Here is a 26737-nt window from a genome sequence, read left to right as displayed (position 1 = left end):
AGGAGACAAACATGCAGGATGATATTCACGCGTTTATGCCCTATCCGCCGCACCCGGTGCCGCACGCGCAGGGCGGGCCGCTGAGCGGCATGACCTTTGCGGTAAAAGATCTGTTCGACGTGGCGGGCTACCCGACCGGCGGCGGCAATCCACATCTGCTGGCGCTCTCCGGGGTTAAAAGCCGCACCGCGCCGGTTGTGCAAACGCTGCTGGATAACGGCGCGCGCTTTATGGGCAAAACCCATACCAGCGAGCTGGCCTATTCGATGAGCGGCCACAACGTACATTACGGCACCCCGCGCAACGGCGCGGCGCCGAATCATATTCCCGGCGGCTCCTCCTCGGGATCGGCCTCGGCGGTTTCCAACGCGGTCTGTGATTTTGCCCTCGGCACCGACACCGGCGGCTCGGTGCGCACGCCGGCGAGCTACTGCGGGCTGTTCGGCCTGCGGCCTACCCACGGCGGGATCTCCCTCGAGGGCTGCCAGCCGCTGTGCGCAACTATGGATACCTGCGGCTTCTTTGCCCGTTCGGCGGAGGTCTTCCGCGCCGTCGCCGGATGCCTGCTCGGCGGCGAGCGCCCGGCGCTCGATAACGTCAGGCTGGCCAGCCACGAGGCGCTGTTTTCGCGCCTGCCGCTGCGCAGCCAGCAGGCGCTGCTGCCGGTACGCCAGCGCCTGAGCCGCGCTTTTGGCGCAATAGCCCCGCTCAGCGAGCCGCTGCCGGACGTCGACGAGATCTATCTCGCCTTTCGCCAGATTCAGGGCTACGAAGCGTGGCAGGCGCAGGGAGAGACGATTGAGCGCTACGGGCTGCAGCTGGGGCCGGACGTGCGCGAGCGTTTTCTGTGGGGGAAAGCGGTGACGGCGGCGCAGTTCGACGGCGCCTGCCGGCAGCGGGACAGCTTCAGCGCCTGGTGGGATCGGCAGCTGGGCGATGCCATCCTGGTGCTGCCGACGGTGCCGGACGGCGCGCCGCTGCTGACGGCGCAGGCCGATGAAATTGAGGCGGTGCGCCGCCTGTCGCACGACCTGCTGCTGATTTCCGTGATGACCCGGCGCCCGCAGGTGACGCTGCCGGTCGCCCAGGCGGGCGGCCTGCCGCTGGGGATCTCATTTTTGGGGCCGCGCGGCAGCGATCGTCTGCTGGTGGAGCTGGCCGCCGCTTTTATGCAAGGAGAAGAGCATGAGCAGTGATGTCCTTTTTACCCCGGCCGCCGGGATTGACGCCGGTCGGGTCAACGGCGAACGGCTGTGGGATTCGTTAATGGCGCTGGCGGAGATTGGCGCGACGGCGAAAGGCGGCTGCTGCCGTCTGACCTTAACCGATCTCGACAGGCAGGGGCGGGATTTGGTGATCGGCTGGGCGAAAGAGGCCGGGCTGAGCGTCAGCGTGGATAAAATCGGCAACGTGTTTATGCGTCGGGAGGGGCGCAACCCGCAGCTGCCGGCGATCGTTTCCGGCAGCCATATCGATACCCAGCCCACCGGCGGCAAGTTTGACGGCAACTACGGCGTGCTGGCGGCGCTGGAGGTGGTGCGCACGCTCAACGATCTCGAGATCGAAACCGAAGCGCCGATTGAAGTGGTGTTCTGGACCAACGAGGAGGGCTCGCGCTTTGTGCCGGTGATGATGGGCTCCGGGGTCTTCGCCGGCGTGTTTGCGCTGGAAGAGATCTATGCCGTGCGGGACGCGGAAGGGAAAACGGTGGGCGAAGAGCTGGCGCGAATCGGCTATATCGGCAGCCAGACGCCGGGGGAGCGGTCGATCGGCGCCTACTTTGAAGCGCATATTGAGCAGGGGCCGATCCTCGAAGCCGAAGAGAAGGTGATTGGCGTGGTGCAGGGCGTGCTGGGCATTCGCTGGTACGACTGCGTGGTCAGCGGTCAGGAGTCCCACGCCGGGCCGACGCCGATGCGCCTGCGCAAAGATGCCCTGCAGGCGGCCACCCACATTATGCAGGAGGTGGTGGCGATCGCCGGGCGCAGCGCAGAGGGACGCGGGACCGTGGGCCGGGTGCAGGTGTATCCCAACAGCCGCAACGTAGTGCCGGGCGAGGTGAGCTTCTCTATTGATATGCGCAATCTCAGCGACGAGCTGGTGGATGAGATGGACCGTCAGCTGCGGGCGTTCATCGGCAAAATCGAGCAGGAGAGCGGCCTCGCGGTGGCGCTGAAGGAGGTCAGCCACTATCCCGCCGCGCCGTTCCACGCCGAGTGCCGGGCGGCGATTGCCGCAGCGGCGCAGCGCCTGGGCTATCCGGCCCGCGAGATTGTCTCCGGCGCCGGACATGACGCGGTGTATATGAGCTATCTGGCGCCCACCGGGATGATTTTTATCCCCTGCAAAGACGGCATCAGCCATAACGAAATTGAGTACGCCTCGCCGGAGCACGTCACCGCCGGCGCTAACGTGCTGCTGCAGGTGATGCTGCGGTACGCCCGGGCGGTATAGCCCTGCGCAACGGTAGCCCGGCTCCGGGCTACCCCATCTGCTCCAGCTGGCCGCGCAGCACCTCCACCCCCGGCTCGATGGCGTCGGGGTTGATGGCGTGAAAGCCCATGCGAAAGAAGTTGTCCGGCGGGGCGTCGCTAAGAAAGTGGCGCGCGCCGGGCTCAATCAGCACCCCAGCGTGGGCGGCGCGCCAGGTGAGCTGCTGGGTATTGATATGTTCCGGCGTCGCCAGCCAAAAGGCGTTGGCGTACTCGCTGCCGGGAATGATCCGACACTCCGGGAGATGGTTCTGCAGGGCGCTATTGAGCCGATCCCAGCGCAGGGCCGAATCGTAATGGTAGCGCCGCAGGTGCGTTTCATAGTGCCCCTGGGCGAGGAAGTGCGCCATCTGATACTGGATATTGGTGGGCGGATGGCGGTAAATCAGGCGCCGCAGCGCCCGCGCCTCGTCGATAAGATCCGGGTCGGCCACCATAAAGCCCAAACGCAGCCCCGGCGACAGCGCCTTTGACAGGCTGCTGATGTAGATCACGCGCCCGCAGCGATCGCTGGCCTTCAGCGCCGGCAGGGGGTTGAGCATAAAGTTACTCTCCGAATCGTAATCATCCTCCACGATCGCCGCGTCATGGCGGGCGGCGTACTCCAGCAGCTGGCTGCGCCGGGCTTTACTCATCGTCACCCCGGTGGGGACCTGGTGGCCGGGGGTCACGTAGTAGTAATCGCAGGGGGCCTCGTTGAGCACAATCCCCTCGTCATCCACCGGATGCGGCACGATGTCGGCATCCGCCAGCAGGAAGGTATTAATCGCCTCGCGAAAACAGGGGTTCTCCACGCCCACCCGGGTGGCGGAGGACATCAGCAGGCGGGTGAGCAGGTACAGCGCGTTTTGCGAGCCGAGGGTGATCAGGATTTCATCCGCGGCGGCAACGATCCCGCGCTTCGGCAGCACCCGGGTGCGGATCTGCTCAATCAGCATCGGTACGTCCTGGTCAACATGATCGACTACCCACGCCGGATCGCGCACGCCGCCGTGCAGCCAGTTGGCCGCCGAACGCCAGGTGGCCAGCGGGAACTGGCGGGTATCCGGCTGGCCGTAGATAAACGGATAGCGGTAGTTCATCCAGCCGGCGGGTTTGAGGATCGACTCCTGCTGGCTGGGCGTGATCCGCAGCCGGGCGCCCCAGCGTGGTGCAGCGGCCTCGTCCTGCGGTGCGCTCTGCACGGCGGCGCCGGCGGCGGGCGGCGGATAATCCGGGTGCAGATAGAACCCGCTGCGCGGCCGGCTGATGAGATAGCCTTCGCTGACCAGGCTTTCAAAAACCAGGGCCGTGGTATTGCGCGAGACCCGCAGCTGGCGGGCCAGCTGGCGGCAGGAGGGGAGCGGCGTATCGGCGGCGAAGATGCCGCCCAGAATGGCGTTAATCAGCGTCTCTCGCACCTGTTCCTGCAGCCCGCGATGCGGGTCGAAATCAACGTGTAAAAGGTGACGGATCATGCTCGGCTCCTTACGCAAAAACGATATCGGTCATGTTGCAATCTCCATACCACCCTGAATCTGACTGACACATCTGCGCGGCGAATCTGGCTCTATGGGGAAATTGAAAACGCTCCATACAGTAAGAAACCGTCTATCGGTCGCGGACCGGAACGTCCGTCGGCACATATTTTGCAAAACCTTTCCGTGTTCCGGAGTGAACCAGTCTGGCGAATTAATAAGGGGTAGATTGATGAACAAATCATTGGGTTCAGTATGTCTGGGCGCCGTTATGGCAATGGCTTTTTCTTATCACGCCGCCGCTGCCGATCTGCCGGCAATCGAAAAAGCGGGCACCCTGAAGGTCGCGACCGAGGATGATTACGCGCCTTTTAACTTTATGAATAACGGCCAGGCGGATGGTTTTAACAAAGATATGCTCGACGAATTACGCAAGTACGCGAAATTCAACGTCGACCAGAGCATCCTGCCGTGGACCGGCCTGCTGGCGGCGGTTTCAACCGGCCAGTACGACATGGCGCTGACCGGCGCGGTGATCACCGACGACCGGCTGAAGGTCTTTGACTTCACGCCGCCGTGGGCCTCGGCCCAGCACTACTTCGTGAAGCGCGCCGGGGATAGCTCCCTCGACACCATCGCCGCCTTAAGCGGCAAAAAGGTTGGCCTGCAGGCCGGTAGCGCGCTGCTGGCGCGGCTGCCGGAGCTGAAGGCGATGCTGGAGAAAACCGGCGGCAAGCTCGGGCCGGTGGTGGAGTATCCCTCCTATCCGGAAGCCTACGCGGATCTCGCCAACAAGCGTCTCGACTACGTGATTAACGTGGTGATTTCGGTTAACGACCTGGCGAAGTCAAAGCCTAAGGTGTTTGCCAAAGGGCTGGCGGTGTCCGGTCCGGGCTATATGGCGTGGCCGATTCCTAAAAACTCGCCGCAGCTTTTGGCCTATATGACCAAATTTATCAACCATATGCGAGAAACGGGCCGCCTCGCAGAGCTGCAGAAAAAGTGGTTCGGCGAAACCTACGACAACCTCCCGACGGAGGCGATAACCAGCCCCGAGCAGTTCCATAAGCTGGCGGGTCTGTAACACGTCGCGGCGGGCAACCGCCGCCTGTTGATGCGAAGGAGGGCCACATGGACGCAATTTCCTGGCAGTTACTGATTGAAGGCGCGTGGACGACCCTCTGGATATCGGCCATCGCCATCGCTCTCGGGGTGGTGATTGGCCTGCTGATCGCCCTGGTGCGGATGCTGCGAATTCCGCTTGTCGATCAGCTGCTGGTCGTCTATATCAGCCTCGCCCGCGCCACGCCGCTGGTAACGCTGGTGCTGTTTCTGTTCCTTTCGCTGCCGACGATAGGGATTAACCTCGATAAAAACCTGGCGGCAATCGCCGCGCTGACGCTGAATACCTCGGCCTTTAACGCCGAGATCTGGCGCAACGCGTTTCGCACCTTTCCCCGCGAGCAGCGCGAGGCCGCGGAGTCCGTCGGCATGCGGCGCTGGACCTACTTCCGCTACATTATGCTGCCGCAAATGTGGATCGAGAGCCTGCCGGCGCTGGTTAACGAGATGTCCTTTCTGATCAAGGGCAGCCCGGCGATTGCGGTAATTGGGGTGGTGGACTTAACCCGCGTCACTAACCGCATCTCCTCGGTGACCTACGAACCGCTATCGCCGATCCTCGCCGCGGGGCTGCTGTATGTAGTCATTATCGGGCTGCTGCTGAAGCTGCAGAGTATGGCGGAACGCAAAGCTAAACGCCTGGCGCGCTAAAACAGGAGATCCTATGAATCAGTGGGCCGTTATCTGGTCGGTGCGCGACAGCTTTATTGCCGGTTTGCTCGCCACCCTTGAGCTATTTATCATCGCGGCGCTGGCCGGTTTATTTATCGGGATTGCGCTGTGCTATCTCAGCGAATATCAGAAGAAGTGTCTTAACCGGCTCATTATTGGCTTCGTCAGCCTGATGCGGGCGATCCCTTTTTTAATTCTCGCCTACCTGCTCTATTACGGGCTGCCTGAAGTCGGTATCAGCCTTGAGGCCTGGACCGCAGGGCTGGTGGCGCTGATTATTTATCATGGCGCCTACTTCTTTGAAATACTGCGCAGCCAGCGGCGGGTCTTCTCCAGCGGCTATATTGAGGCGGCGGTGGCCCAGGGCTTTTCGCGCTACAAAATATTTACCCGCATTATTCTGCCTAATATCGTTTCGTCGGCGCTGCCGCTGCTCGGCAACCAGCTGATCATTTGCCTGAAAGATACCGCCTTTCTGAGCATTATCACCGTCCAGGAAATTACCGCCGCCGCCAACAGCGTCCAGGCGACCTATTTTATCCCGTTCAACGCGTTTATCGTCGCCATAGCGCTCTACTGGGCGATCGGCATTCTGCTGGAGCTGCTGGTTAAGCGGCTGAGCGCCTGGGGAGCGAAAAGAGGAATGAGCCATGCCTGATTCAACCGCTGTCAGCATTAAAAACGTCTCCAAACAGTTCGATAATATTGAAGTGCTCCGCGACATCAACCTGACGGTTGAAAAAGGCACGGTGGTCAGCATTCTGGGGTCGTCGGGGTCCGGAAAATCGACGCTGCTGCGCTGCATGAACTGGCTCGAGCAGCCGGATCGCGGCGAGATCCATATCGGCGGCCTGCGCCTCGGGGTCGATGAGCGCAGCGGCCGGGCGATGTCCCACCGCCAGCTGTCGAAGGTGCGAGAGCGGGTGGGGATGGTCTTTCAGAGCTTTAACCTGTGGCCGCACCTGACCGTGCAGCAGAACGTCAGCGAAGCCCTGCTGCACGTGAAGGGGATGAAGCGCGGCGAAGCCAACGAGATAGCCCTGCGCCAGCTGGAAAAAGTCGGCATGGCGCATAAGGCGGACGTCTGGCCGATCACCCTTTCCGGCGGGCAGAAGCAGCGGGTGGCGATTGCCCGCTCGCTGGCCATGTCGCCGGAGGTGATCCTGTTCGATGAGCCCACCTCGGCGCTGGACCCGGAGCTGGTCAACGAGGTGCTGGGGGTGATGAAGGCGCTGGCGGCCGAGGGCTACACGATGGTGGTGGTGACCCACGAGATGGACTTTGCCCGCCACGTCTCCGACGAGGTGGTGTTTCTTGAGAAGGGGCTTTTGATTGAGAAGGCGCCGCCGGAGAAGTTCTTCACTAACCCGGACTCCGAGCGGGTGCGGCAGTTTTTGCAGAGCCGCCGCTAGCGCTAAAAAGCCCGGTCGGCGAGCCGACCGGGCCTGTGCAATACGCCGCTTTAATCGCGATCGATGGCAAAGGGCTGCCAGGCCTGACGCACCGGCATCACCTCCACGCGGTTGATATTCATATGATCCGGCAGGGTGGCGATATAGAACATCTGCCCGGCAATATCCAGCGCGCTCAGCGGCGTGGTGCCGCGATAGAGGCTATCGGATGCCGCCTGGTCGCCTTTGGTGCGTACCAGGGTGAATTCGGTCTCGGCGATCCCCGGCGCGAGGTCGGTGACCCGCACCCCGGTGCCGAGCAGGTCGCAGCGCAGGTTGTAGCTGAACTGCTTGACGAACGCCTTGCTGGCGCCGTAGACGTGGCTGCCGGGATAGGGCCACTGGCCGGCGATCGAGCCGATATTGATAATCGAGGCTCCGGCGCCGTGCTTAATCAGCGTCGGCAGCAGCGCGTGGGTGACGTTGACCAGCCCGGTGATGTTGGTATCGATCATCGTTTTCCAGTCCTGCAGGTCAACCTTTTGCGCAGGCTGCGGCGCCAGCGCCAGCCCGGCGTTGTTAATCAGGGTTTTGATATCGGCGAAGGCCGCCGGCAGTGCGGCCACCGCCGCCTCCACCGCCTCGCCGTCGCGCACGTCGAGCTCGATAATATGCACCGGCACCTTTTGGCTCAGCGCGTCCTTCAGCTTCTCCAGCCGCGCCAGGCGGCGGCCGCTGAGCACCAGCGACCAGCCCGCATCGGCAAAAACCTGCGCCGCCGCGGCGCCAAAACCCGAGGTTGCCCCGGTAATAAATACCACGTTGTGGGTCGTCATTTCATTCTCCTGTGTGCCTGGTTCATCCACTATAAAAACCGCCGGCGGGCGCGCACAGGGCCAGTCTTCACGCGGCGTTGTGACACCGTGTCACATCGCCTGCCGCGCACTGGCTCTATCCCTTTTTTCGCAATGCGCCCAATGATAGCGACAACAACAACGCCATCAGAGGGGCAGGATATGAAGCTGGCACTACAAGACGATGTATCGGTAAGCAACGATGACGTACGCCAACTGGATCGCGCTTACGTATTTCACTCATGGTCGATGCAGGGCAATTTGAACCCGCTGGTGATTGCCGGAGCCAAAGGCTGCGAGCTGTGGGATTACGCGGGTAAAACTTATCTCGATTTCAGCAGCCAGCTGGTCAACGTCAATATCGGCTATCAGCATCCCCGGGTGCTGGCGGCGATGAAGGCGCAGCTGGAGGAGCTGGTGACCATCGCGCCGGCTACCGCCAACCTTGCGCGCGGCGAAGCGGCGAAGCGCATCGTCGAGCTGGCGCCGGAGGGCTTTAGCAAGGTCTTCTTCACCAACGCCGGCGCGGACGCCAACGAAAACGCGATCCGCATGGCGCGCCTGTATACCGGGCGCGATAAGGTGCTCTCCGCCTACCGCTCCTATCATGGCAATACCGGCAGCGCCATTGCCGCCACCGGCGACTGGCGCCGGGTGCCGAACGAGTATTCGCGCGGCCACGTTCACTTCTTCAACCCCTATCTCTACCGCAGCGAATTTAATGCCGCCAGCGAAGAGGAGGAGTGCCGGCGCGCGCTGGCGCACCTGCGCAGAATGATCGAGTGCGAAGGGCCCGGCGCGATTGCCGCGATCCTGCTGGAGTCGATTCCCGGCACCGCCGGGATCCTCGTACCGCCGGAGGGCTATATGCAGGGCGTGCGGGCGCTGGCCGATGAGTTTGGCATCGTGCTGATCCTCGATGAGGTGATGGCCGGCTTTGGCCGCACCGGCAGCTGGTTCGCCTTTGAACAGGACGGCATTGTGCCAGATCTGATCACCTTCGCCAAAGGGGTCAACGCCGGCTACGTGCCCGCGGGTGGGGTGCTGATTAGCGAGCCGATCGCCCGCCACTTTGACGACCACTTCTTTGCCGGCGGCCTGACCTACTCCGGCCACCCGCTGGCGATGGCGGCCATCGTGGCCACTATCGACGCGATGAAAGAGGAGAAGATCGTCGAAAACGCGGCGACGATCGGCAACGGCGTGCTGCGTGAGGGGCTGGAGGCGCTGGCGCAAAAGCACGCTATCATCGGCGAGGTGCGCGGGCGCGGGCTGTTCCAGGCGCTGGAGCTGGTCAGCAGCCGCGCGCGTAAAACGCCGCTGGCGGCCTCCGATATGGCGGCGATTAAGGGGGCATTAACCGAGGCCGGCCTGCTGGCCTTCGTGGTGGAAAACCGCATCCACGTGGTGCCGCCGTGCACCATCAGCGCCGAGCAGGTCGCCAAAGGGCTGGCTATTTTTGACGCGGTGTTCGCGCGCTTTGCCGATCTGGCGCAGTAGAACACGCGCCGCGGCGGCTTCCCGGATCCGGCGTTGATGCCGCCGCTCAAGAGCCTCAGCCCATCCGGTGCTCGCCGCTGGCCAGCGCTTCGCGGTCGAAGAAGCGCTGGATCGTCCCTTCAGCCATAAACGCCGCCCGGTCCGACATATGGGCCACCACGTCGGCGTCGTGGCTCACCAGCAGATAGGTCATGCCGTGCTCCTGCTTCAGCCGGTTCAGCAGGTTGAGGATCTCCGCCTGTACCGACATATCCAGCGCCGAGGTCGGCTCATCCAGCAGCAGGATCTGCGGGCGCAGCAGCAGCGCGCGGGCAATCGCCACGCGCTGGCGCTGGCCGCCGGAAAGCTGGTGCGGATAGCGCCGCGCCGCGTCGGCGGGCAGCCCCACCTGCTCGAGGGCGGTGGTTACCCGCTGCGCAATATCGTCGATGCCGTGAATTTTCAGCGGCTCGGCGAGGGTGCGCCACAGGGTATGGTTCGGATGCAGCGAGGCGTAGGGGTCCTGAAACACCATCTGCACGTTGCGCCGCAGCTGGCCCTGAAAGCGTACGCCCGGCGTAATGGCCTTGCCGAACAGCGCCACCTCGCCGCGCCAGTCGCGCTGCAGTCCGCCCAGCACCCGCAAAATGGTCGATTTTCCGCAGCCGGAAGCGCCGATCAGGCTGAAGGTCTCCCCGGCGTCAACGCTGAAGCTGGCGGCGGAAACCGCCGTTTTAGCGCCGAAAATAACCTGGAGCGCCGAGAGATTAACGATCGCCATGCGCCGCCTCCGTAAAGGGTTGATTTCTGTCAAGGGTCGGCAGCATCCGGCCGTAGGTTTGCGCGTCGGGATGGCAGGTCCACAGCGTGCGGGTATACGGATGGGTGGCCGTCGGCAGGTCGCGGGCCGCCATTCCGTCGACCTGCGCCCCCCGATACATCACCAACACCCGGTGGCAGTGCTCGGCGACCAGCGGCAGGTCGTGGCTGATCAGCAGCATCGCCATCTGCCGCCGTTCGCACTGTTCGACCAGCAGCTCGAGGATCTGGTTACGCAGGCGGGCGTCGAGGGCCGAGGTGGGCTCATCGGCAATCAGCACCTTCGGGTTGTTGAGCAGCGCCAGGGCGATCATCACCCGCTGGCCCATGCCGCCGGAGAGCTCCCCCGGATAGCGGGCCAGCACCGGTAAATCAAGGCCCACGGCGGCCACGGCGGCCTTTACCGCCTCCAGCCGCTGGCGGCGGTTCAGGCGCTGGTGGAGCGTAAGCGCCTCCTCCAGCTGCGCCTGAACGCTGAGCACCGGGTTTAGCGCGTAGCGCGGGTCCTGCAGCACCATCGCCATATCGTTGCCGCGCAGCGCGCGCCAGCCGCGGTCGCTGAGGGTTAGCGCGTCGCGGCCGAGCACGCCGAGCGCGCCGGCGCTGACCACCCCCGGCCTGCGCACCAGCCCCATCAGGGCGCGGGCGGTCATCGATTTCCCGGAGCCCGATTCGCCCACCAGCGCCAGGCGTTCGTTGCCGAGCGTAAAGCTTAAATCGTTCACCACCCTGGCGCCGGGGTAGTCAATGGAGAGCCCCTGGACGTTGAGTCGGATATCAGTCATGTTGTGGCTCCAGTACGTCGCGCAGGCCGTCGCCCAGCAGGTTAAACGCCAGGCTGGCAAGTAGTATCGCCGCCCCGGGCGCGGCGGCAATCCACCATTGGTCGAAAATTACCTGCATCCCATCGGCGATCATCGCCCCCCATTCCGCCATCGGCGGGCGGGCGCCGAGGCCGAGAAAGCCCAATCCGGCGGCGGCGAGGATAATCCCCGCCAGATCCAGCGCCAGGCGCACGATGGCTGAAGGCAGGCACAGCGGAAGAATATGCCCCGCCAGCAGCCGCCCGCCGCGAATGCCCATCATCTCCGCCGCCGCCAGGTAGTCGCTGTGGCGCAGGCGCTGAATTTCGCTCCGCGCCTGGCGCGCGTAGGCCGGCCAGGCGGTGAGCGCCAGCGCCAGGGCGCCGTTGACCAGCCCCGGGCCGAGCATGGCGACAAAGGCAAAGGCCAGAATCAGCCGCGGCATCGACATCACCACGTCGGTAAAACGCATCAGCCCGCGCTCCAGCCAGCCGCCGTAGTAGCCGGAGAGAATACCCACCAGCAGGCCGGCAGGAAGGGTGATCAGGGTGACCAGCGCCACCAGCCCCAGCGCCGGACGGGCGCCGTAAATCAGGCGCGAGAGCAGGTCGCGGCCGTAGCTGTCGGTGCCGAGCCAGTGCCGGGCCCCCGGCCCCTGCAGGCGGGCGGCGGCATCCTGCCAGTTGGGATCCAGCGGCGCCAGCCACGGCGCGAACAGCGCCACCAGCACCAGCAGCAGAATGATCGCCAGCCCGCAGAAGGCGGCGGGGGAGCGGCGCAGGCGGCGTAAAAACAGATATGTCGGCATCAGCGCACCCTCGGGTCGTTTAAGCGCACCAGCAGGTCGGTGAGGTTATTGATCAGGACGAAGCTGACGCCAATCAGCAGCGTGCCGCCCATGATCGCCGTGGTGTCGCCGGCAAACAGCGCGGTGGTCAGATAGCGGCCGATTCCCGGCCACGAGAAGACGGTTTCGGTGAGGACCGCGCCTTCCAGCATGGCGGTCCAGGCCAGCGCGATCACCGTCAGCAGAGTGCCGCGAATGTTGGGCAGCACGTGGCGAACCAGGATCGTCATTTCGCCGGCCCCTTTGGCGCGCGCCAGCAGGATGTACTCTTTGTTCATCTCGCTCAGGCAGGCGGATCGCGTCAGGCGGGTGATGCTGGCCAGCGAGTAGTAGGCCAGCAGCAGCACCGGCAGCAGCAGGTGGCCGACGGCATTTTTAAACGCCTCTCTATCGCCAGAAAGCCAGGTGTCAATCAGCGCAAATCCGGTGCGCGGCTCGACGCTGTACTGATAGATATCGTCCAGCCGCCCGGGACCAGGCGTCCACTGCAGCCTGGCGTAGAACAGCGCCAGCATCAGCAGGCCGAGCCAAAAAACCGGCACCGAATTGCCGAGCAGGGTAAAGGTGCGCACCGCCAGGTCCCAGGGCGAGCCGACGTAGCGGGCGCAGAGCACGCCGGCAATGACGCCAAGCAGGGCGCCAATAATCAGCGCCAGCGTCGCCAGCTCGAGCGTCGCCGGGAAGGTGGAGAGCAGGTCGTGAAGTACCGGCTGGCCGGTGGCGCTGGCGATGCCGAGATCGCCGTGGGCGAGCCGGGTCAGATAGTGCCAGAACTGCACCGGCAGCGGCCGGTCAAGGCCGAGCTGGTGGCGTACCTGATCGTAGGTGGACTGGCTGGCGTGGTCGCCGACGATTTGCAGAACCCGGTCAACCGGCGACAGCGCCGAGAGGGCGAAGGTCACCAGCAGCAGGCCGAGCAGGGTCAGCGCCAGGGTAATCAGCCCCTGAAATAGCGCGAGCAGAGGGCGCTTTGCGCGCCGCTCCGCTCCGGTGGGTGAAACAGCAGACATGGTTATTCCGTAGGTAAAGAGTGCAGCGTAATCGTTGCGGGTAAACTTCCCGGAGCGCGGCGTTACGCCGCGTCCGGGTGGCTAAAACGTCGCTATTTGCTGACCCGATCGTACCAGACCATATCGGCGTTCAGCCCCTGCTGGTAGCCCTTGACGTTGTCGCGGACCACGATCTGCGTTTTCCCCTGGTCGACAAACACGTACGGCGAGCTGCGCTGCAGCTCTTCCTGCATCTGTTTGTACAGCCCAAGGCGTTTGGCGGCGTCCGGCTCGGCCACCGCCGCGAGGGTGGCTTTATTCAGCTCCGGAATTTGCCAGCCGTTAAGGCCGGCCACGGTGCTCGATTTACCGTCGTTGTAAGCGAAGGCGCTGGCGTTGGAGTGGGCGTCGAAGTAGTCGGGGATCCACAGGCGAATCGCCGCCTGATGCTGCTTCGCCCGCACCCGGGCGTACACCTGGCTACCGGCCGCCGGCAGCAGGTCGATCTTCACCCCGCCCTGGGCGAAGCTGGCCTGCATGGACTGGGCGATGGTGATAAACGGCGGCTTGTTTTCAACATCAAGGGTGAAGTGGGCGTCCTTAATTCCGGCTTTGGCGAGGATAGCTTTGGCCTTCGCCGGGTCGAATTTAAACGGATTGTTGTCCAGCGCCCCCGGCAGACCCACCGGCAGGAAGCTCTGGTGGACAAAGTACTGGCCCTTGAGCAGGTCCTTCGTGATGCCGTCGTAATCCACCAGCCAGCGTGCGGCTTCCCACAGCGCCGGGTTTTTCAGCAGCGGGTTGGCGTCGTTGCCGGCGTTAAATACCAGATAGTTTTGTTCCGCCGAGGGGATGCTCAGCACCTTCACGCCGGGCTTGTTCTGCAGGGCGGCGATCTGATCGGCGCCGAGGTCGCGCGCCACGTCGGCGTCGCCCTGCTGGATCAGCAGGCGGCGGGAGGCCGGATCGGGGACGTTTTTGATGATGATGCTTTTCAGCTTCGGCGCGCCGGTGGGCGAGCTGTCGTTAGCCTCCAGCACGATGGCCTGATGCGGCTGGTAAACGCGCATTTTGAAGGCCCCGCTGCCCGCCGAGTGCATCTTCAGCCAGCCGTTGCCGAAATCGTTATCTTTGGCATTCGGCGCCACCAGCTTCTCATCGACGATGGAGGCGATAGGCGTGGAGAGAATATTCAGCGCCACCGCCGGGCTGACCTCGGCGGTCCAGTGCAGCGCCAGCGTGTGGTCATCCACCTTTTTCAGCTGGCCGGCGATGTTGTCCGGCTGCCAGCCGAGGACGTTGAGAATAAAGGCCGGCGATTTATTCAGGGTCACCGCGCGGGTGTAGGAGAAAATAACATCTTCCGGACGTACCGGGTTACCGGAGGCGAATTTCGCCTCGGGCTTGAGCTTAATGGTCAGCGTTTTCGCCGCCGGGTCCGCCTGCCAGCTCTCGGCCAGAATCGGGGTGATTTTTTCAGGGTTGTCGCGGTCCGGCTGCACCAGGCGCTGATAGAGGCTCGGGACCGTCTGGATGCTGGAGAGTTCGTTGGCTTCCGCCGGGTCGAGGCTAACGATGTCGTCGAGGCCCTGGGCAACGACCAGGGTGTTTGGCGGCGTGGCGGCATGGACGGCGGCGGAAAGCGCGGTCAGCACCAGTAGTGACAGCAGTTTTTTAGTCATGAGCAATCCCTGAAAAATAGTGTTTTGATTATTGATGTGTCGCTAAATTAGGCCCCTTCACCAAAGGCGTAAAGTCAAAATGCGGATAAACTTATGCTTAAAAAGCATAATCAATATCAGCGGGCTATAGGTGAAAAATAATGCGGTCATCTTTCTGCGCGCGGCGCTTTTTGATATAACAATTTGTTCACAATTTAACGGAACCCAAAAAAAGATGCCGGAAATCAATCAGTATGGCCAGCAGGTAAACGATGTGGTCGTTGGCTGGCAGGGCGCCAGCGTGCTTAAACGCAGCCCGCTGGCGGGACAATACTGCCGGCTTGAACCGCTGGATACCCGGCGGCACTCGGCGGATCTATTTGCCGCCTACTCGCTGGGCGACGAAAGCGACTGGACCTGGCTTGCCAGCACCCGTCCTGAAACCGTGGAGGCCACCGCGCACTGGGTGGCGGGCAAAGTCAGCGACGACGCGCTGGTCCCCTTTGCGGTGGTCGATCTCAGCTCCGGCCGGGCGGTGGGGCTGGTGAGCTTTATGGCCATTGAGCAGGCGATGGGCTCGGTAGAGATCGGCCACGTCACCTGGTCGCGGAAGATGAAAAATACCCCGCTGGGCACCGAGGCGGTCTGGCTGCTGCTGAAGTACGCGTTCGCCGCCGGCTATCGGCGCCTGGAGTGGAAGTGCGACTCGATGAATATCGCCTCCCGGCGGGCCGCCGAGCGGCTGGGCTTCACCTGGGAAGGGCGCCTGCGCCAGAAGCTGGTGCGCAAGACGCGCAGCCGCGACAGCGACATGCTCTCCATTATCGACGGCGAATGGCCCCAGCGCGATGCGGCGCTGCGGGCGTGGCTGGCGGCGGACAATTTTGATGCCCAAGGGCGGCAGATAAAGCGGCTGGAGGCGTTCAGGGAATCCGCTACCCCCTCCTGAACAGGACGGAGGGGGAGGCGCTGTTTACCAGCAGATAAATCCGCCATCGACTACCAGGTCGACGCCGGTGCAGAATGACGCGGCGTCGCCGGCGAGGAACAGGGCCGGGCCCGCCATCTCCTCGACTCTCGCCATTCGCTGAATCGGCGTCTGGCTTTCGAATTCGCGGGTCTGATGGACCATTTCCGGACGGGTGTTCATCGGCGTGGCGGTATAGCCGGGGCTGATGGAGTTGACGCGGATCCCCTTGCCGACCCACTCCATCGCCAGGCTTTTTGACAGATGGATGACGCCCGCTTTAGAGCTGTTGTAGTGCGCCTGCTCAAGGCCGCGGTTAACGATAATGCCGGACATGGAGGCGATATTAATGATCGAGCCGCCGCCGGATTCCAGCATCAGCTCCGCCTCGGCTTTACAGGAGTTCCACACCCCGGTGAGGTTGATATCAATCACCCGCTGCCACTGCTCGGCTTCCATCTCCAGCGCCGGGTTGGCGTTGGCGATGCCGGCGGCGTTCACGGCGATATCGAGGCGGCCGAAGCGGCTTTTCGCCAGCGCGACGGCGGCGCGGAGATCGCTGAGCTGGCGCACGTCCCCGGTGTACAGGCAGGCCTGGCCGCCGATGGCTTCGATATGATTCACGGTCTCGGTGAGGCCGCCGTCTTCCCGCAGATCGAAGCACACGACCCGCGCGCCCGCGCTGGCAAGCGCGTAAGCAATGGTCTGACCGATCCCGCTGCCCGCGCCGGTGACGAAGGCAACGCGTTCCTGCAGATTAAACAGCTGTTGAGCAAAATCTTTGGCGATCATAGTGATGACCCTTTTAATGAATATCCCATAGCCCGGAGAGGCGCAGGGCGCGGTATCCGGGCTATCCTTGGTGAATCCTTGCTTAGCGGCGCGGCTGCGGGGCCTCAGGACATAATTAAGCCGCCGTCGATGTTAATCGTTTGTCCGGTGAGGTATCGCGCGTCGTCGGAGGCGAGAAACGCCACCAGCCCGGCGACATCTTCCGGTTTCCCCGCGCGTTTCATCGGAATACCTTCAACCCACTCCGCCATCAGCTCGCCCTTAGCGTAGCGTTTGCTATCGCTGCTGAGGATCTCCCCCCACACGCGGTCGTTGTAGTCCCACATTTCGCTCTCGATAATTCCGGGGCAGAAGGCGTTAACGGTGATATTCCACGGCGCCAGCTCATGGGCCAGGCTTTGGGTAATCCCGATAACCCCCATCTTGCTGGCGGCGTAGTGCGGGGTATAGATAAAGCCCTGACGGCCCTGGCCGGAAGAGGTATTAATCAGGCTGCCGTGGTTTTGCTTGACCATGTATTTAGCCGCTTCGCGGCAGCACAGCCAGACGCCGGTGGTGTTCACCGCCAGCACCTTCTCAAAATCAGCCTTTGGCATATGGTCGAAGTAGTCGATAGTGATCACCCCGGCGTTTTGAATGGAGACGTCAATGGTGCCAAAACGCGCGGCGGCCTGTTCATAAAGAGACTGGACCTGGGCTTCGTTGGTCACGTCGACCTCCAGCGACAGGATGTCCGCCTGATAGCGCTGACGCAGGGTTTCCGCGGTTTCATGGACGCGATCGGCGTTAGAGACCATCACCAGCCTGGCGCCATCGCGCGCGAAGCGCTCGGCGATACCCGCGCCAATGCCGCGGCAGGCTCCGGTAATAACAATCGTTTTGTTGTGAAAATTTCTGTTCATACTATTTTCCCTTTAGCGAGGCCGGGCGGGGCGCGCCCGGCGCAATGATCGTTGTCTGGCGGCGTATTAGCTGGAGGCGGCGCCGCCGGGCAGCGCGGCGGCCTGCTTCTCTTCGTGACGACGCATCAGGATGACTTTGTTCTGCAGCTTTTGCTGGAACTGGTCGACGACGACGGCGGTTACGATTACCACGCCTTTAATGACCATCTGCCAGAAATCGCTGACCCCCATCATGACCATGCCGTCGGCGAGGAACACGATAACGAAGGCGCCAATGATGGAGCCGGTGACCCGGCCTCGGCCGCCCGCCAGCGCCGTGCCGCCGAGCACGGTGGCGCCGATGGCGTCCATTTCAAACATATTGCCGGTCATCGGGTGGGCGGTTTGCAGCTGGGAGGCGACGATCAGCCCAACGAACGCGGCGCAGAGGCCGGAGAAGGCGTAGACGAAGATCTTCGCCTTCACGATAGGTACCCCGGCGAGGCGCGCCGCAGACTCGTTGCCGCCGATGGCGTAGATGTAGCGGCCAAGAGGCGTTTTGGTCGTCAACCAGTAGCCGAGCACGAGGAAGCCGATCATCAGCCAGATGGGGAGATAAATGCCGAGCACGGTGCCGGAGCCGAGGATCGAGAAACCGGTGTTCCCCAGCGCTTCCATCCCGTTGAGGTTAGGGTAGGTGCTGCCGTCGTTGAATAGCAGGGCGGAGCCGCGGGCGACGTACATCATGCCGAGCGTGCAGATAAAGGGCGCGACGCCGAAGCGGGTAATGACGGCGCCGTTAACAAAGCCGACCAGGATGCCAAAAATGGCTACGCAGAGGATCACCTCAGGCACGTTGAAGAAGACAACGCTGCCGTTCCACAGGGGCAGCCCGTTGGTCAACAGCGCGCCGGCGACCATGCCGCAGATCCCGGCGACGGCCCCGACCGAAAGGTCGATACCGCCGGTGAGGATCACCAGCGTCATCCCAATCGCCAGCAGGCCGGTGATTGCCACGTGCTGGGTCATAATCAGCAGGTTAGAGGTGGTCAGGAAATTCGGTACCATCACGCTGAAGAATGCAATGACCAGCAGCAGAGCGATAAACGTTCTGGCCTTCAGTAGGTACATATAAATCATATATTTCTGGTTCATGATGGATTCCAGCCTGATTAATCTTGAGGTGTTGAAGCCGCGATTAATTTTTCGCGGGTAACCGCATGGCGCGGTAAATCTGCGGTAATGCGGCCATCTGCCATCACCAGAATGCGGTCGGCCAGGGCCATCACTTCGTCCAGCTCCGAGGAGGAGAACATGACGGCCAGCCCCTGGTGCGCCATTTTGCCAATCAGGTGATAGACGTCCGTTTTTGCACCAACGTCTATCCCGCGGGTGGGCTCATCGAGAAACACCACCTGCGGCTGCGTCATCAGCGCTTTACCCAGCACAACCTTCTGCTGGTTGCCGCCGCTCAGGGAGGTAATAGGCAGCTCGGGGTCGCTGACCTTGATGGCGAGCTGGCGGATCATCTCCTTCACGCTGGCGTTCTCTTTATGCGGATTCAGCCATTTCCACGCCCGGCGAAAGCCCTGCAGGCTAAAGTCAGAGAGCGTCATATTGGATTGAATGGACATCATCTGCACCACGCCTTCGCCCTGACGGTCTTCCGGCACCAGCGCCAGGCCCTTTTTTAGCCGGGTTTGAAACGGAGCTTTACCGATATTTTCTCCGTTAAGGTGGACGCTGCCGGTCTGGCAGGTCATCAGGCCGATCAGCCCCTTAAACAGCTCGGTACGCCCGGCGCCCAGCAGGCCATAGATGCCGATGACTTCGCCTTTATTCAGCGTGAAGGTCACGTCGTTTAGCTTGTAGCCGCCGCTGTGATGCAGCGCGGTCAGCCCCTCGACGGCAAGCACCGCTTCGCCCTGCGGCGCCGGGTGATAGTCGAAGTGCTTTTTCTTATCCCCGACCATCTGCTCAATGATCCAGGGAATGCTGGCATCGCCGAAGGCGCGTTCGCTGATAAAGCGGCCGTCGCGGAAAATCGTGATGTGGTCGCCAATCTCCATCAGCTCTTCCAGGCGATGGGAGATATAAATAATGGTGACGCCGCGCCGTTTTAGCTGCTCAATGACGTTAAACAGGATCTTAACTTCCGACTGGCTGAGCGCCGACGTGGGCTCATCCATAATCAGCACCCGGGTATCCTTTGACAGCGCACGGGCGATCTCCACCAGCTGCTGATGGCCGATCCCCAGCTCGCCCAGCGGGGTGTAGGGGTCGACATTAAGCTCCAGTCTTTCCAGCAGCGATTTCGCCAGTTCGTACTGATATTTTTCGTTAATCCGGCCTTTCTGGAAAAATTCGTTCGCCATGAAAATATTATCCATGACGTTCATATTGAGGAATAAATTAAGCTCCTGGAAAATAATGCTGATCCCCTGACGTTCGGCCTGATGAGTGGAGCTTAATGACACTTCGGCACCGTCGAGAATAATTTGTCCGGAGGAGGGCGTTTCGACACCGGCAAGCATTTTCATCATGGTGGATTTACCCGCACCATTTTCTCCGATCAGAACGTTTACTTTATTTCGATATACCCGGTAATTAACGTTATCTAAGGCGATAACCCCCGGATAAACGCGGGACAGCGCGCGCGTTTCGATAATAACTTCAGATTCGACTGGTTGGGGAGCGACGAGTGATTGCGACGGCATCTTATTGTCCTCCGGAGCGTACAATTTTCGCTGGCGTAATATCGGGAACCGCTTGCGGAATATCCCAGGCGGAGAAGACGCCGTATATCTCGACGGTTTCACCGCTTTTTACCTGCGCGGTCTGAATCATTTTCACCGCCTGTTCATTAATGGCCCGGCCGTATTCGCCAAACAGCACCTGGTCATTAAAGTCCTGATAGCTGGTGCCTTTATCGCCATCCCGCAGCTGGGTGCCGCGAAGCGTCGGGCCAATTTGCACCACTACCGGGCCGCCGGCGCTATCTGCAACCGTCATTTTTCCGCTGCGGGAGGTAGAGTCGATCTTGTCGATTTTACCCGCGACCTTGACGTAAAAAATGCACGGATTCTCTTCCTGGGCGCGATAGCCCAGAGCCTGACAGGCGCTATCGAAATCCTTAGCGGCGCGCAGCGCGGCCATCAGTTCGCTGACCGGACGGGCCTGCGCCACAACCTGCGGTACGATTTTGTTCTGCCACGTTTGATCGATATTTGCCATATGCGGATTGGGCGGGGATTTAAGATCGGCCAGCTCCTGCTGGGAGACGATACGACAGCCTCCGAGAGCAAGTACGGCCAGTGCCAGCCAGTTTTTTTGTACATATCACTCTCCTACGCGCCCCCGAAGGGGCGCAACAACCCGAACTCAGGATTTGATGTTGAAGTCCTGAACTTTATCTGCGTTATCTTTGGTTATCAGAATGCCGCGGAACATGACGCGTTGCTTCGCGGGTTTGACGCCTTTTTGCAGGTAGTTATCGAGGTCGGTAACGCCCTGCGCCGCAATCGACTGGGCCTGTAGCATAACGGTTGCCTGCAGCGTGCCGGCCTTGACCGCATCGCGCTCGTCGTTGCTGCCGTCGATGCCGACCACTACGACGTCAGTCCGATTTGCCGCCTTGAGGGCGGCGATGGCGCCAAGGGCTACCGGACCGTTGCCGCAGATCACGCCTTTGACGTCAGGATGGGCCTGCAGAATGCTGTCCATAATGCGCTTGCCGTCAATTAGCGTGCCTTTGGCATCCTGTTTAGCGACGCTGACCATATCCGGATACTGGTCAATCACCTGGTGGAATGATTTAGAGCGCGTAACGCAGTTATTATCCGCAAGGTTGCAGGTGAGTTCGGCATATTTTCCTTTTTCCGCCATTTTCTCAACAAAGACGTTGGCGACTTCCGAACCGGCCTGGAAGTTATTATGCGTAATCTGCTCAAGGGCCACGTCATCGACAGGAATTTCCCGGTTAATTAATATAATCGGAATACCCGCATCTTTAGCTTTCTTAATCGCCGCGACGCTGGCGGTGGAGTCGGCGTTATCCAGAATAATGCCCTGAACTTTTTTACCGATGGCGGTATCAATCAATTCGTTCTGTTTTTTTACATCTTCGCCATGAGACAGGATGGTGGTGTTATATCCGAGTGCTTTTGCCTTCTCGCTGGCCCCTTTGGCTTCAGAAGCGTAATAGGGGTTATCCAGCGAGTTAACCATGATCATGATGGTGCCTTTTTCTACTGCCTGGGCAGTAAAAGAAAGCGCGGTCAGGGTTGCAGCGGTTAGAAGCGTTAAACGTAATTTCATGACAATGTTCTCTCTGTGTTGTTATTGTCGGGTACGGTGAAACAACGTAAGTCCGGAAAGGCGGTTGTATGGGCCGGAATTCTCCTTCTGTTAATGATTAAGGTTCGTCACCCGCGGATTCCCTGGTGGGCGTCAGGCGCACGTCGCCGGTTTCCATAATGTTCTGTCCACCGCATGGCGCCACTCCTGCCATCGTGCCTGCAGGCGCTGGTGGCGGGCCATGTCGGGGCTAAATGTACCGTGTGCGGTTAAAAAGGCTGCCAGGTCAACGGGCGTACCGGGATTGAGCGCCTTACGGGCCAGCAGGGCCGCGCCAATGGCCGAGAGCTCGGGCACGTCGCTGCGCATAACCGGGCAGCCCAGCAGATCGGCCTGGTACTGCATGAGCCAGTCGTTTTTGGTCGGTCCGCCGTCGACCATCAGCGCCGAGAGGCTGAAATCATCGTGCTGGCGCATGGCGACAACCACGTCGGCAATCTGGTAGGTGATCGATTCCAGCGCGGCGCGGATCAGGTGCGCGCGCTTAACGCCGCGGCTCAGCCCACAAATGACGCCGCGGGCGCTATCGTCCCACCACGGGGCGCCAAGCCCGGTCAGCGCCGGCACAAAATAGACCCCCATCGTCGACTCAACCGAAGCGGGCAGGGTGTTCAGCTCGTGGGCCAGCTCGTCGGCGGTGAGTTCGCTCAGGCCGGTGCTGTCGGCCATCCACGCCACGGCATCGCCGGTGTGGGGAATGTTGCCTTCCAGCCCGTAGGTGATGCGCTCGCCGTCATGCCAGGCAATGGTGGTGGCCAGCGCGTCAATATCGCACTGGGCTGATTTAACCGGCGCCATCACCGACGAGCCGGTGCCGTAGGTGGCCTTCACGCACCCGAGCTCTCCGAGCGCGTGGCCAAAAAGCGCGGCGTGGGAGTCGCCGACCATCGACATGATCGGAATGCCGTCAGGTATCGCCGCGAGCCCGCGGGTGTAGCCAAATAATCCGCTGGATGGCTTAATTTCCGCCAGCGCGGCGCGGGGGATCTGGAACAGGGCCAGCATGTCGTCATCCCACTGTCCGCTCTGCAGATTGAGCAGCTGGGTGCGCGCGGCGTTGGAGTAGTCGCAGCAGAAGGCGTCGCCGTGGGTTAAGTTCCACAGCAGCCAGCTATCGATGGTGCCGAGGCAGATCTCGCCGCGTTCGGCGAGAAGGCGACCCTCGGGGATGGACTCCAGCAGCCAGCGCATTTTGGAGGCGGAAAACAGCGGCGCAATCGGCAGGCCGGTGGTGGTTTTAATCTGCTGCTCTTTGCCCGCATGGCGCAGCTCGTCGCAAAACGCGGCGCTGCGGGTGCATTGCCAGGTGATGGCGGCGTTAACCGGCTTTCCGCTGTGGCGATACCAGCCGATGGCGGTTTCCCGCTGATTGCTGATGGCTAATGCGGCGACGTTATCCGCGCCAACGTGCGCAACCGCTTTGGCAATCACCGCAAGCGAGGCCTCGATCAGCGTCTCGCCGGATTGCTCGACCCAGCCATCGCGCGGGGTTTGAATCGCCAGGGGCTGTGAAAATTTGACAATAACGTTGCCACGGCCGTCGAGCACGACCGCTTTGGCATTGGTCGTTCCCTCGTCGAGTGCAATAATGAACTCTTGCTGTGTTGCCGACATTAGATAGTCTCCTGAGCCACATTTCGTCCTGGCGCTGAGGGGCGAACATTCCTCGCTATCGCGTTGCGACTTAGCAGGCCATGATGTGACATTTCGTTATCACTTTTGTAATCACTGAATATATATTCGATAGTGATTATTTATTTAATACCTTAGCCAGAAACTTTCCCCGGGGCTAGAGGGAAAGTTATCAATTGTGCTGGCAATCACACTTATCTGAATGGATAAATGCGCTGAGGGCTGGCGGGTTAAGCGCGGCGAAATTTTATCAGAGTATTGAAATATATATGTTTATTTTTCATACCTCGGCATCAGAAAGGGCGGCGCAGAGGCATGCAAAAAATATCTGCCGGAAAATTAGCCGGTGATCAGCAGCCTCGCGGTGGGGTAATCGGTGATTAAAACGTCGATATAGCCGCCGGAGAGGGCGCCTTTGATCGCCGCGACCTTATCGCTGCCGCCGGCCAGCGCCACGACGTTGGGGCATTTTTTTACTTTTTCCAGCGCCATGCCAATAACAGGATCTTCATCATCGCGTAACACGGCCTGGCCCTTTTTGTCGTAATAGTGCAGGCAGATATCCCCCACCGCGCCGCGCTCGGCCAGCACCTGCAGCATATCTTCGTGGTAATAGTTACCTGATGTTTTCAGCAGCTGCGAAGGTTCAAGGATCCCAATCCCGACGATGGCAATATCGACCTCATCGAAGCGCGAAACCACGTCGGCGACGTCCTGACTGGCAATAAGGCGGTTTTTCTCCGCCATCGAACCTTCAATGCTTTGCGAAGGCAGCAGCCAGGCCTGGCAGTTAAGGTGCTGCGCGAGCGTCTGGGTCAGGATGGTGGCCTGCACGTTGCCGTTCGGCCCCACGCCGCCGAGCAGCTGGATGACGCCGCTGGCCTTCAGGTTCTGCGCGTGGACCTCATCGACCATCGCCCTGATGGTTGAACTCCATGAGGAGACGCCGATCAGATCTTTTGGCCGCAGGCGGGTTTCCAGATAGTGGGCGGCGGCGGAGCCAATGGCGCGCTTGAGGGTGTGATCGCTGGCATTCTCTTCGGTATCGACGACGATAGCCTGCTTAATTCCGTAGCGATCTTCGATGCCTTTTTCGAGGTTAAGAAAAATATTCGAAGGCTGAACGACGCTAATTTTTACCACCCCTTCCTTCTGGCAGCGGGTGATGGCGCGGGAGACAAATGACTGGGAGAGCGAAAGAAGTTGTGCGATGTCGGACTGCTTTCGTCCTTCAAGATAGTAAAGCGTGGCAATCTTAACTAACAGCCTTTGTTCATCCTGCTTAGCCATATATATCCCCGAAAATCATTAACGTCTATCCATTATGCTATACCCATCAGGCCGAAAATTGCCCGTCCGCTGGCGTTGCGCATCTACCGCGCCGACCCTCTGCCTGAGCAGACTGCAGTGCGAATAATTCAGGGTATAGAGGCTTTTATCATACGTGAAAAAGAAAGAGAACTAAGTGTGATGAAACTCTAACTTTTATCAATCCTCAAAATCAGCTATGGACAAAAACAGAACAGTTGCCGCATAATTGAATAAAGAATCATTGTTGAATATATATTCATGGTGATGTCAAGTCAACTGAAAACTTATCCAGGCGCAGACCAGCCTGATAGTAAGGAGGCAGAATGTTCCTGAGTATGATGCAGCGGCGGAAGCCTGATGATGCGCTGCCTGGGGATGTCTGGTTTTTTTAGTCCCTGACGGAATAAATATTCCAAGTTGAAATTAAATTCAGAGGTATTAAATGAATCCCTATAGCTACGATGTCCAGGCTCTTGAGCGTCAAGCTCGCGCGGTACGCCGCCATATTATCAGATTGAATGCCAACAGCCCGGCCGGAGGGCATACCGGCGCCGATCTGTCGCAGGTCGAGCTCCTCACCGCGCTCTATTTCCGCGTGCTAAACGTCTCCCCGGAGCAGATTGCCGATCCGGAGCGGGATATTTACATCCAGTCTAAAGGCCACGCGGTGGGGTGCTACTACTGCGTGCTTGCCGAAGCCGGCTTTTTCCCGGTTGAGTGGCTGGCGACCTACCAGCACGCCAACTCGCACCTTCCCGGCCACCCGGTTCGTCAAAAAACCCCCGGCATCGAGCTGAATACCGGGGCCCTGGGCCACGGTTTGCCGGTTGCGGTGGGGCTGGCGCTGGCGGCGAAAAAGAGCAACAGCGCCCGGCGCATCTTTTTAATTACCGGCGACGGCGAGCTGGCGGAGGGCAGCAACTGGGAGGCGGCGCTGGCCGCGGCGCACTACGGGCTCGATAACCTGATTATTATCAACGACAAAAACAATCTTCAGCTCGCCGGACCCACCCGGGAGATTATGAACACCGACCCGCTGGACGAAAAATGGAAAGCGTTTGGCATGAACGTGACCGAGTGCCAGGGAAACGATATGGCCTCAGTGGTGGCCGCTCTGGAGGGGCTGCAGCAGGCGGGTAAACCGAACGTTATTATCGCGAATACGACAAAAGGCGCCGGTATTTCCTTTATCCAGGGGCGTCCGGAATGGCACCACCGGGTACCGAAAGGCGAAGAGATTGAACTGGCACTGGAGGAACTGAAAGATGAGTAATGCAGAACACCTGGCGATCGTAATGGTGCAAGCGTTTATTGACGCGGTAGAAAGCGGCGTTGATCTGGTGCCGGTCGTCGCTGATTCCACCTCGACGGCGAAAATCGCCCCCTTTATTAAACAATTCCCCGGCCGTCTGGTTAACGTCGGGATTGCCGAACAAAGCATGGTCGGCATGGCGGCCGGGCTGGCGTTGGGCGGGAAAGTTGCGGTCACCTGTAACGCCGCGCCCTTCCTGATTTCTCGCGCCAATGAGCAGATCAAAGTCGATGTCTGCTACAACAACACCAACGTTAAGCTGTTTGGCCTCAACGCCGGGGCCAGCTACGGCCCGCTGGCGAGCACCCACCACTCCATTGACGACCTGGCCGTGATGCGCGGGTTCGGCAATATCCAAATCTTTGCGCCTTCTACGCCGCGCGAATGCCGGCAGATAATCGACTACGCCATTCAGTATCAGGGGCCGGTCTATATCCGCCTTGACGGCAAGGCGCTGCCGGAGCTGCACGACGAGAGCTATCGCTTTGCGCCAGGGGCGGTGGTTACCCTGCGCGAAGGCCAGGATATTGCGCTGGTTGCAACGGGGTCGACGGTGCATGAGATCGTTGACGCTGCACAACTGTTGGCTGAGCAGGGCGTTGACGCGAAGGTGGTGAGCGTGCCGTCAATCCGCCCTTGTGATACCGCAGCGCTGCTGGCGGCGCTGGAGGGCTGTAGCGCGGTCATCACGGTTGAAGAGCACAACGTCAACGGCGGGCTTGGTAGCCTGGTTGCCGAAGTGCTGGCCGAAGGCGGCGCCGGTATCCCGCTGAAGCGCCTGGGGATCCCGGACGGCGAGTATGCGGCGGCGGCGGATCGCGGCTGGCTTCGTCAGCACCACGGTTTCGACGCGCCGGCAATCGCCGCGCTGGCCTGCACGCTGCGCTAACTCTGGTGAAA

25 protein-coding genes are annotated in these 26737 nt (G+C 60.9%); 10 read left to right on the top strand and 15 right to left on the bottom strand.

Annotated elements, in window-relative coordinates; genetic code table 11:
* Window positions 1–11 precede the first annotated feature (11 nt).
* Both AC1M2H_RS20320 and AC1M2H_RS20315 read left to right on the top strand, forming a co-directional pair.
* The gene (locus AC1M2H_RS20320) at window positions 12–1196 is read left to right on the top strand and encodes an amidase (protein ID WP_480148792.1); all 1185 of its coding nucleotides are present in this window, start codon (window positions 12–14) and stop codon (window positions 1194–1196) included.
* Window positions 1186–2454: a Zn-dependent hydrolase gene (locus AC1M2H_RS20315; RefSeq protein WP_480148791.1), complete on the top strand. Its 1269-nt coding sequence runs from the start codon at window positions 1186–1188 to the stop codon at window positions 2452–2454. Before AC1M2H_RS20320 ends, AC1M2H_RS20315 begins: the two co-directional genes overlap by 11 nt.
* Before the next feature lie 28 nt (window positions 2455–2482).
* Here AC1M2H_RS20315 and pdxR read toward each other — a convergent pair whose 3' ends face one another.
* Entirely contained in the window at window positions 2483–3949 is a 1467-nt protein-coding gene (gene pdxR, locus AC1M2H_RS20310) for a MocR-like pyridoxine biosynthesis transcription factor PdxR (RefSeq protein ID WP_480148790.1), read from the bottom strand.
* A gap of 232 nt (window positions 3950–4181) precedes the next feature.
* Here pdxR and AC1M2H_RS20305 point away from each other — a divergent pair, with 232 nt between their 5' ends.
* The 4 genes from AC1M2H_RS20305 to AC1M2H_RS20290 are packed head-to-tail and all read left to right on the top strand — an operon-like array spanning window position 4182 to window position 7155.
* Window positions 4182–5033 carry a transporter substrate-binding domain-containing protein gene (locus tag AC1M2H_RS20305; protein WP_480148789.1) on the top strand — a complete coding sequence of 284 codons (852 nt, stop codon included), beginning with the start codon at window positions 4182–4184 and terminating at the stop codon, window positions 5031–5033.
* A gap of 47 nt (window positions 5034–5080) precedes the next feature.
* Window positions 5081–5722, top strand: coding sequence for an amino acid ABC transporter permease (locus tag AC1M2H_RS20300; protein WP_426812750.1), 642 nt, complete (start codon window positions 5081–5083; stop codon window positions 5720–5722).
* Between the two features lie 13 nt (window positions 5723–5735).
* On the top strand, window positions 5736–6401 hold the full coding sequence (locus AC1M2H_RS20295; RefSeq protein ID WP_480148788.1) for an amino acid ABC transporter permease: 666 nt from the start codon (window positions 5736–5738) through the stop codon (window positions 6399–6401).
* The gene (locus AC1M2H_RS20290) at window positions 6394–7155 is read left to right on the top strand and encodes an amino acid ABC transporter ATP-binding protein (RefSeq protein WP_480148787.1); all 762 of its coding nucleotides are present in this window, start codon (window positions 6394–6396) and stop codon (window positions 7153–7155) included. The genes AC1M2H_RS20295 and AC1M2H_RS20290 overlap by 8 nt, the downstream gene beginning before the upstream one ends.
* A 50-nt stretch (window positions 7156–7205) precedes the next feature.
* On the opposite strand, the gene AC1M2H_RS20285 is transcribed toward AC1M2H_RS20290, so the two are convergent.
* Window positions 7206–7970 carry an SDR family NAD(P)-dependent oxidoreductase gene (locus AC1M2H_RS20285; RefSeq protein WP_480148786.1) on the bottom strand — a complete coding sequence of 255 codons (765 nt, stop codon included), beginning with the start codon at window positions 7968–7970 and terminating at the stop codon, window positions 7206–7208.
* A 180-nt stretch (window positions 7971–8150) separates the two neighbouring features.
* On the opposite strand from AC1M2H_RS20285, the gene AC1M2H_RS20280 reads away from it, so the two are divergent.
* Window positions 8151–9488: an aminotransferase class III-fold pyridoxal phosphate-dependent enzyme gene (locus AC1M2H_RS20280; protein WP_480148785.1), complete on the top strand. Its 1338-nt coding sequence runs from the start codon at window positions 8151–8153 to the stop codon at window positions 9486–9488.
* A gap of 55 nt (window positions 9489–9543) precedes the next feature.
* Here AC1M2H_RS20280 and AC1M2H_RS20275 read toward each other — a convergent pair whose 3' ends face one another.
* The 5 genes from AC1M2H_RS20275 to AC1M2H_RS20255 form a co-directional block, all read right to left on the bottom strand.
* Window positions 9544–10248, bottom strand: a complete 705-nt coding sequence (locus AC1M2H_RS20275; RefSeq protein ID WP_480148784.1) for an ABC transporter ATP-binding protein — start codon at window positions 10246–10248, stop codon at window positions 9544–9546.
* Window positions 10235–11071 carry an ABC transporter ATP-binding protein gene (locus tag AC1M2H_RS20270; RefSeq protein ID WP_480148783.1) on the bottom strand — a complete coding sequence of 279 codons (837 nt, stop codon included), beginning with the start codon at window positions 11069–11071 and terminating at the stop codon, window positions 10235–10237. The genes AC1M2H_RS20275 and AC1M2H_RS20270 overlap by 14 nt, the downstream gene beginning before the upstream one ends.
* Window positions 11064–11897 (bottom strand): ABC transporter permease, encoded by an 834-nt coding sequence (locus AC1M2H_RS20265; RefSeq protein ID WP_480148782.1) that lies wholly within the window; start codon window positions 11895–11897, stop codon window positions 11064–11066. Before AC1M2H_RS20265 ends, AC1M2H_RS20270 begins: the two co-directional genes overlap by 8 nt.
* A complete protein-coding gene (locus tag AC1M2H_RS20260; protein WP_480148781.1) occupies window positions 11897–12946 on the bottom strand; it encodes an ABC transporter permease in 1050 nt (349 codons plus the stop codon). The genes AC1M2H_RS20265 and AC1M2H_RS20260 overlap by 1 nt, the downstream gene beginning before the upstream one ends.
* A 92-nt stretch (window positions 12947–13038) precedes the next feature.
* Window positions 13039–14607, bottom strand: coding sequence for an ABC transporter substrate-binding protein (locus AC1M2H_RS20255; protein WP_480148780.1), 1569 nt, complete (start codon window positions 14605–14607; stop codon window positions 13039–13041).
* A gap of 214 nt (window positions 14608–14821) precedes the next feature.
* Between AC1M2H_RS20255 and AC1M2H_RS20250 the strand changes: the two genes are divergently transcribed.
* Entirely contained in the window at window positions 14822–15535 is a 714-nt protein-coding gene (locus tag AC1M2H_RS20250) for a GNAT family N-acetyltransferase (RefSeq protein WP_480148779.1), read from the top strand.
* Between the two features lie 24 nt (window positions 15536–15559).
* Here the strand turns inward: AC1M2H_RS20250 and AC1M2H_RS20245 are convergent, their stop codons facing one another.
* From AC1M2H_RS20245 to AC1M2H_RS20210, 8 genes are all read right to left on the bottom strand, one after another.
* Complete coding sequence (locus tag AC1M2H_RS20245) at window positions 15560–16345, bottom strand: SDR family oxidoreductase (protein WP_480148778.1); 786 nt, start codon at window positions 16343–16345, stop codon at window positions 15560–15562.
* A gap of 104 nt (window positions 16346–16449) precedes the next feature.
* A complete protein-coding gene (locus tag AC1M2H_RS20240; RefSeq protein WP_480148777.1) occupies window positions 16450–17247 on the bottom strand; it encodes an SDR family oxidoreductase in 798 nt (265 codons plus the stop codon).
* A 66-nt stretch (window positions 17248–17313) separates the two neighbouring features.
* A complete protein-coding gene (locus AC1M2H_RS20235) occupies window positions 17314–18381 on the bottom strand; it encodes an ABC transporter permease (protein ID WP_480148776.1) in 1068 nt (355 codons plus the stop codon).
* A gap of 17 nt (window positions 18382–18398) precedes the next feature.
* Complete coding sequence (locus tag AC1M2H_RS20230; RefSeq protein ID WP_480148775.1) at window positions 18399–19943, bottom strand: sugar ABC transporter ATP-binding protein; 1545 nt, start codon at window positions 19941–19943, stop codon at window positions 18399–18401.
* A 1-nt stretch (window position 19944) separates the two neighbouring features.
* Window positions 19945–20547: a DUF2291 family protein gene (locus tag AC1M2H_RS20225; protein ID WP_480151997.1), complete on the bottom strand. Its 603-nt coding sequence runs from the start codon at window positions 20545–20547 to the stop codon at window positions 19945–19947.
* Between the two features lie 60 nt (window positions 20548–20607).
* The gene (locus AC1M2H_RS20220; RefSeq protein WP_426812738.1) at window positions 20608–21543 is read right to left on the bottom strand and encodes a D-ribose ABC transporter substrate-binding protein; all 936 of its coding nucleotides are present in this window, start codon (window positions 21541–21543) and stop codon (window positions 20608–20610) included.
* Between the two features lie 132 nt (window positions 21544–21675).
* Entirely contained in the window at window positions 21676–23196 is a 1521-nt protein-coding gene (locus AC1M2H_RS20215; protein WP_480148774.1) for an FGGY family carbohydrate kinase, read from the bottom strand.
* A gap of 357 nt (window positions 23197–23553) precedes the next feature.
* A complete protein-coding gene (locus tag AC1M2H_RS20210) occupies window positions 23554–24504 on the bottom strand; it encodes a sugar-binding transcriptional regulator (RefSeq protein ID WP_480148773.1) in 951 nt (316 codons plus the stop codon).
* 463 nt (window positions 24505–24967) lie between these two features.
* Between AC1M2H_RS20210 and AC1M2H_RS20205 the strand changes: the two genes are divergently transcribed.
* Both AC1M2H_RS20205 and AC1M2H_RS20200 read left to right on the top strand, forming a co-directional pair.
* Window positions 24968–25798: a transketolase gene (locus AC1M2H_RS20205; protein WP_480148772.1), complete on the top strand. Its 831-nt coding sequence runs from the start codon at window positions 24968–24970 to the stop codon at window positions 25796–25798.
* Entirely contained in the window at window positions 25791–26726 is a 936-nt protein-coding gene (locus tag AC1M2H_RS20200) for a transketolase family protein (RefSeq protein WP_480148771.1), read from the top strand. Before AC1M2H_RS20205 ends, AC1M2H_RS20200 begins: the two co-directional genes overlap by 8 nt.
* The last annotated feature ends 11 nt before the right edge of the window (window positions 26727–26737 follow it).

The sequence above is a fragment of the Klebsiella sp. F11 genome, assembly GCF_056712265.1.
The sequence above is the reverse complement of the archived record's forward strand: the minus strand, read 5'-3'. Positions and strand labels throughout refer to the sequence as shown.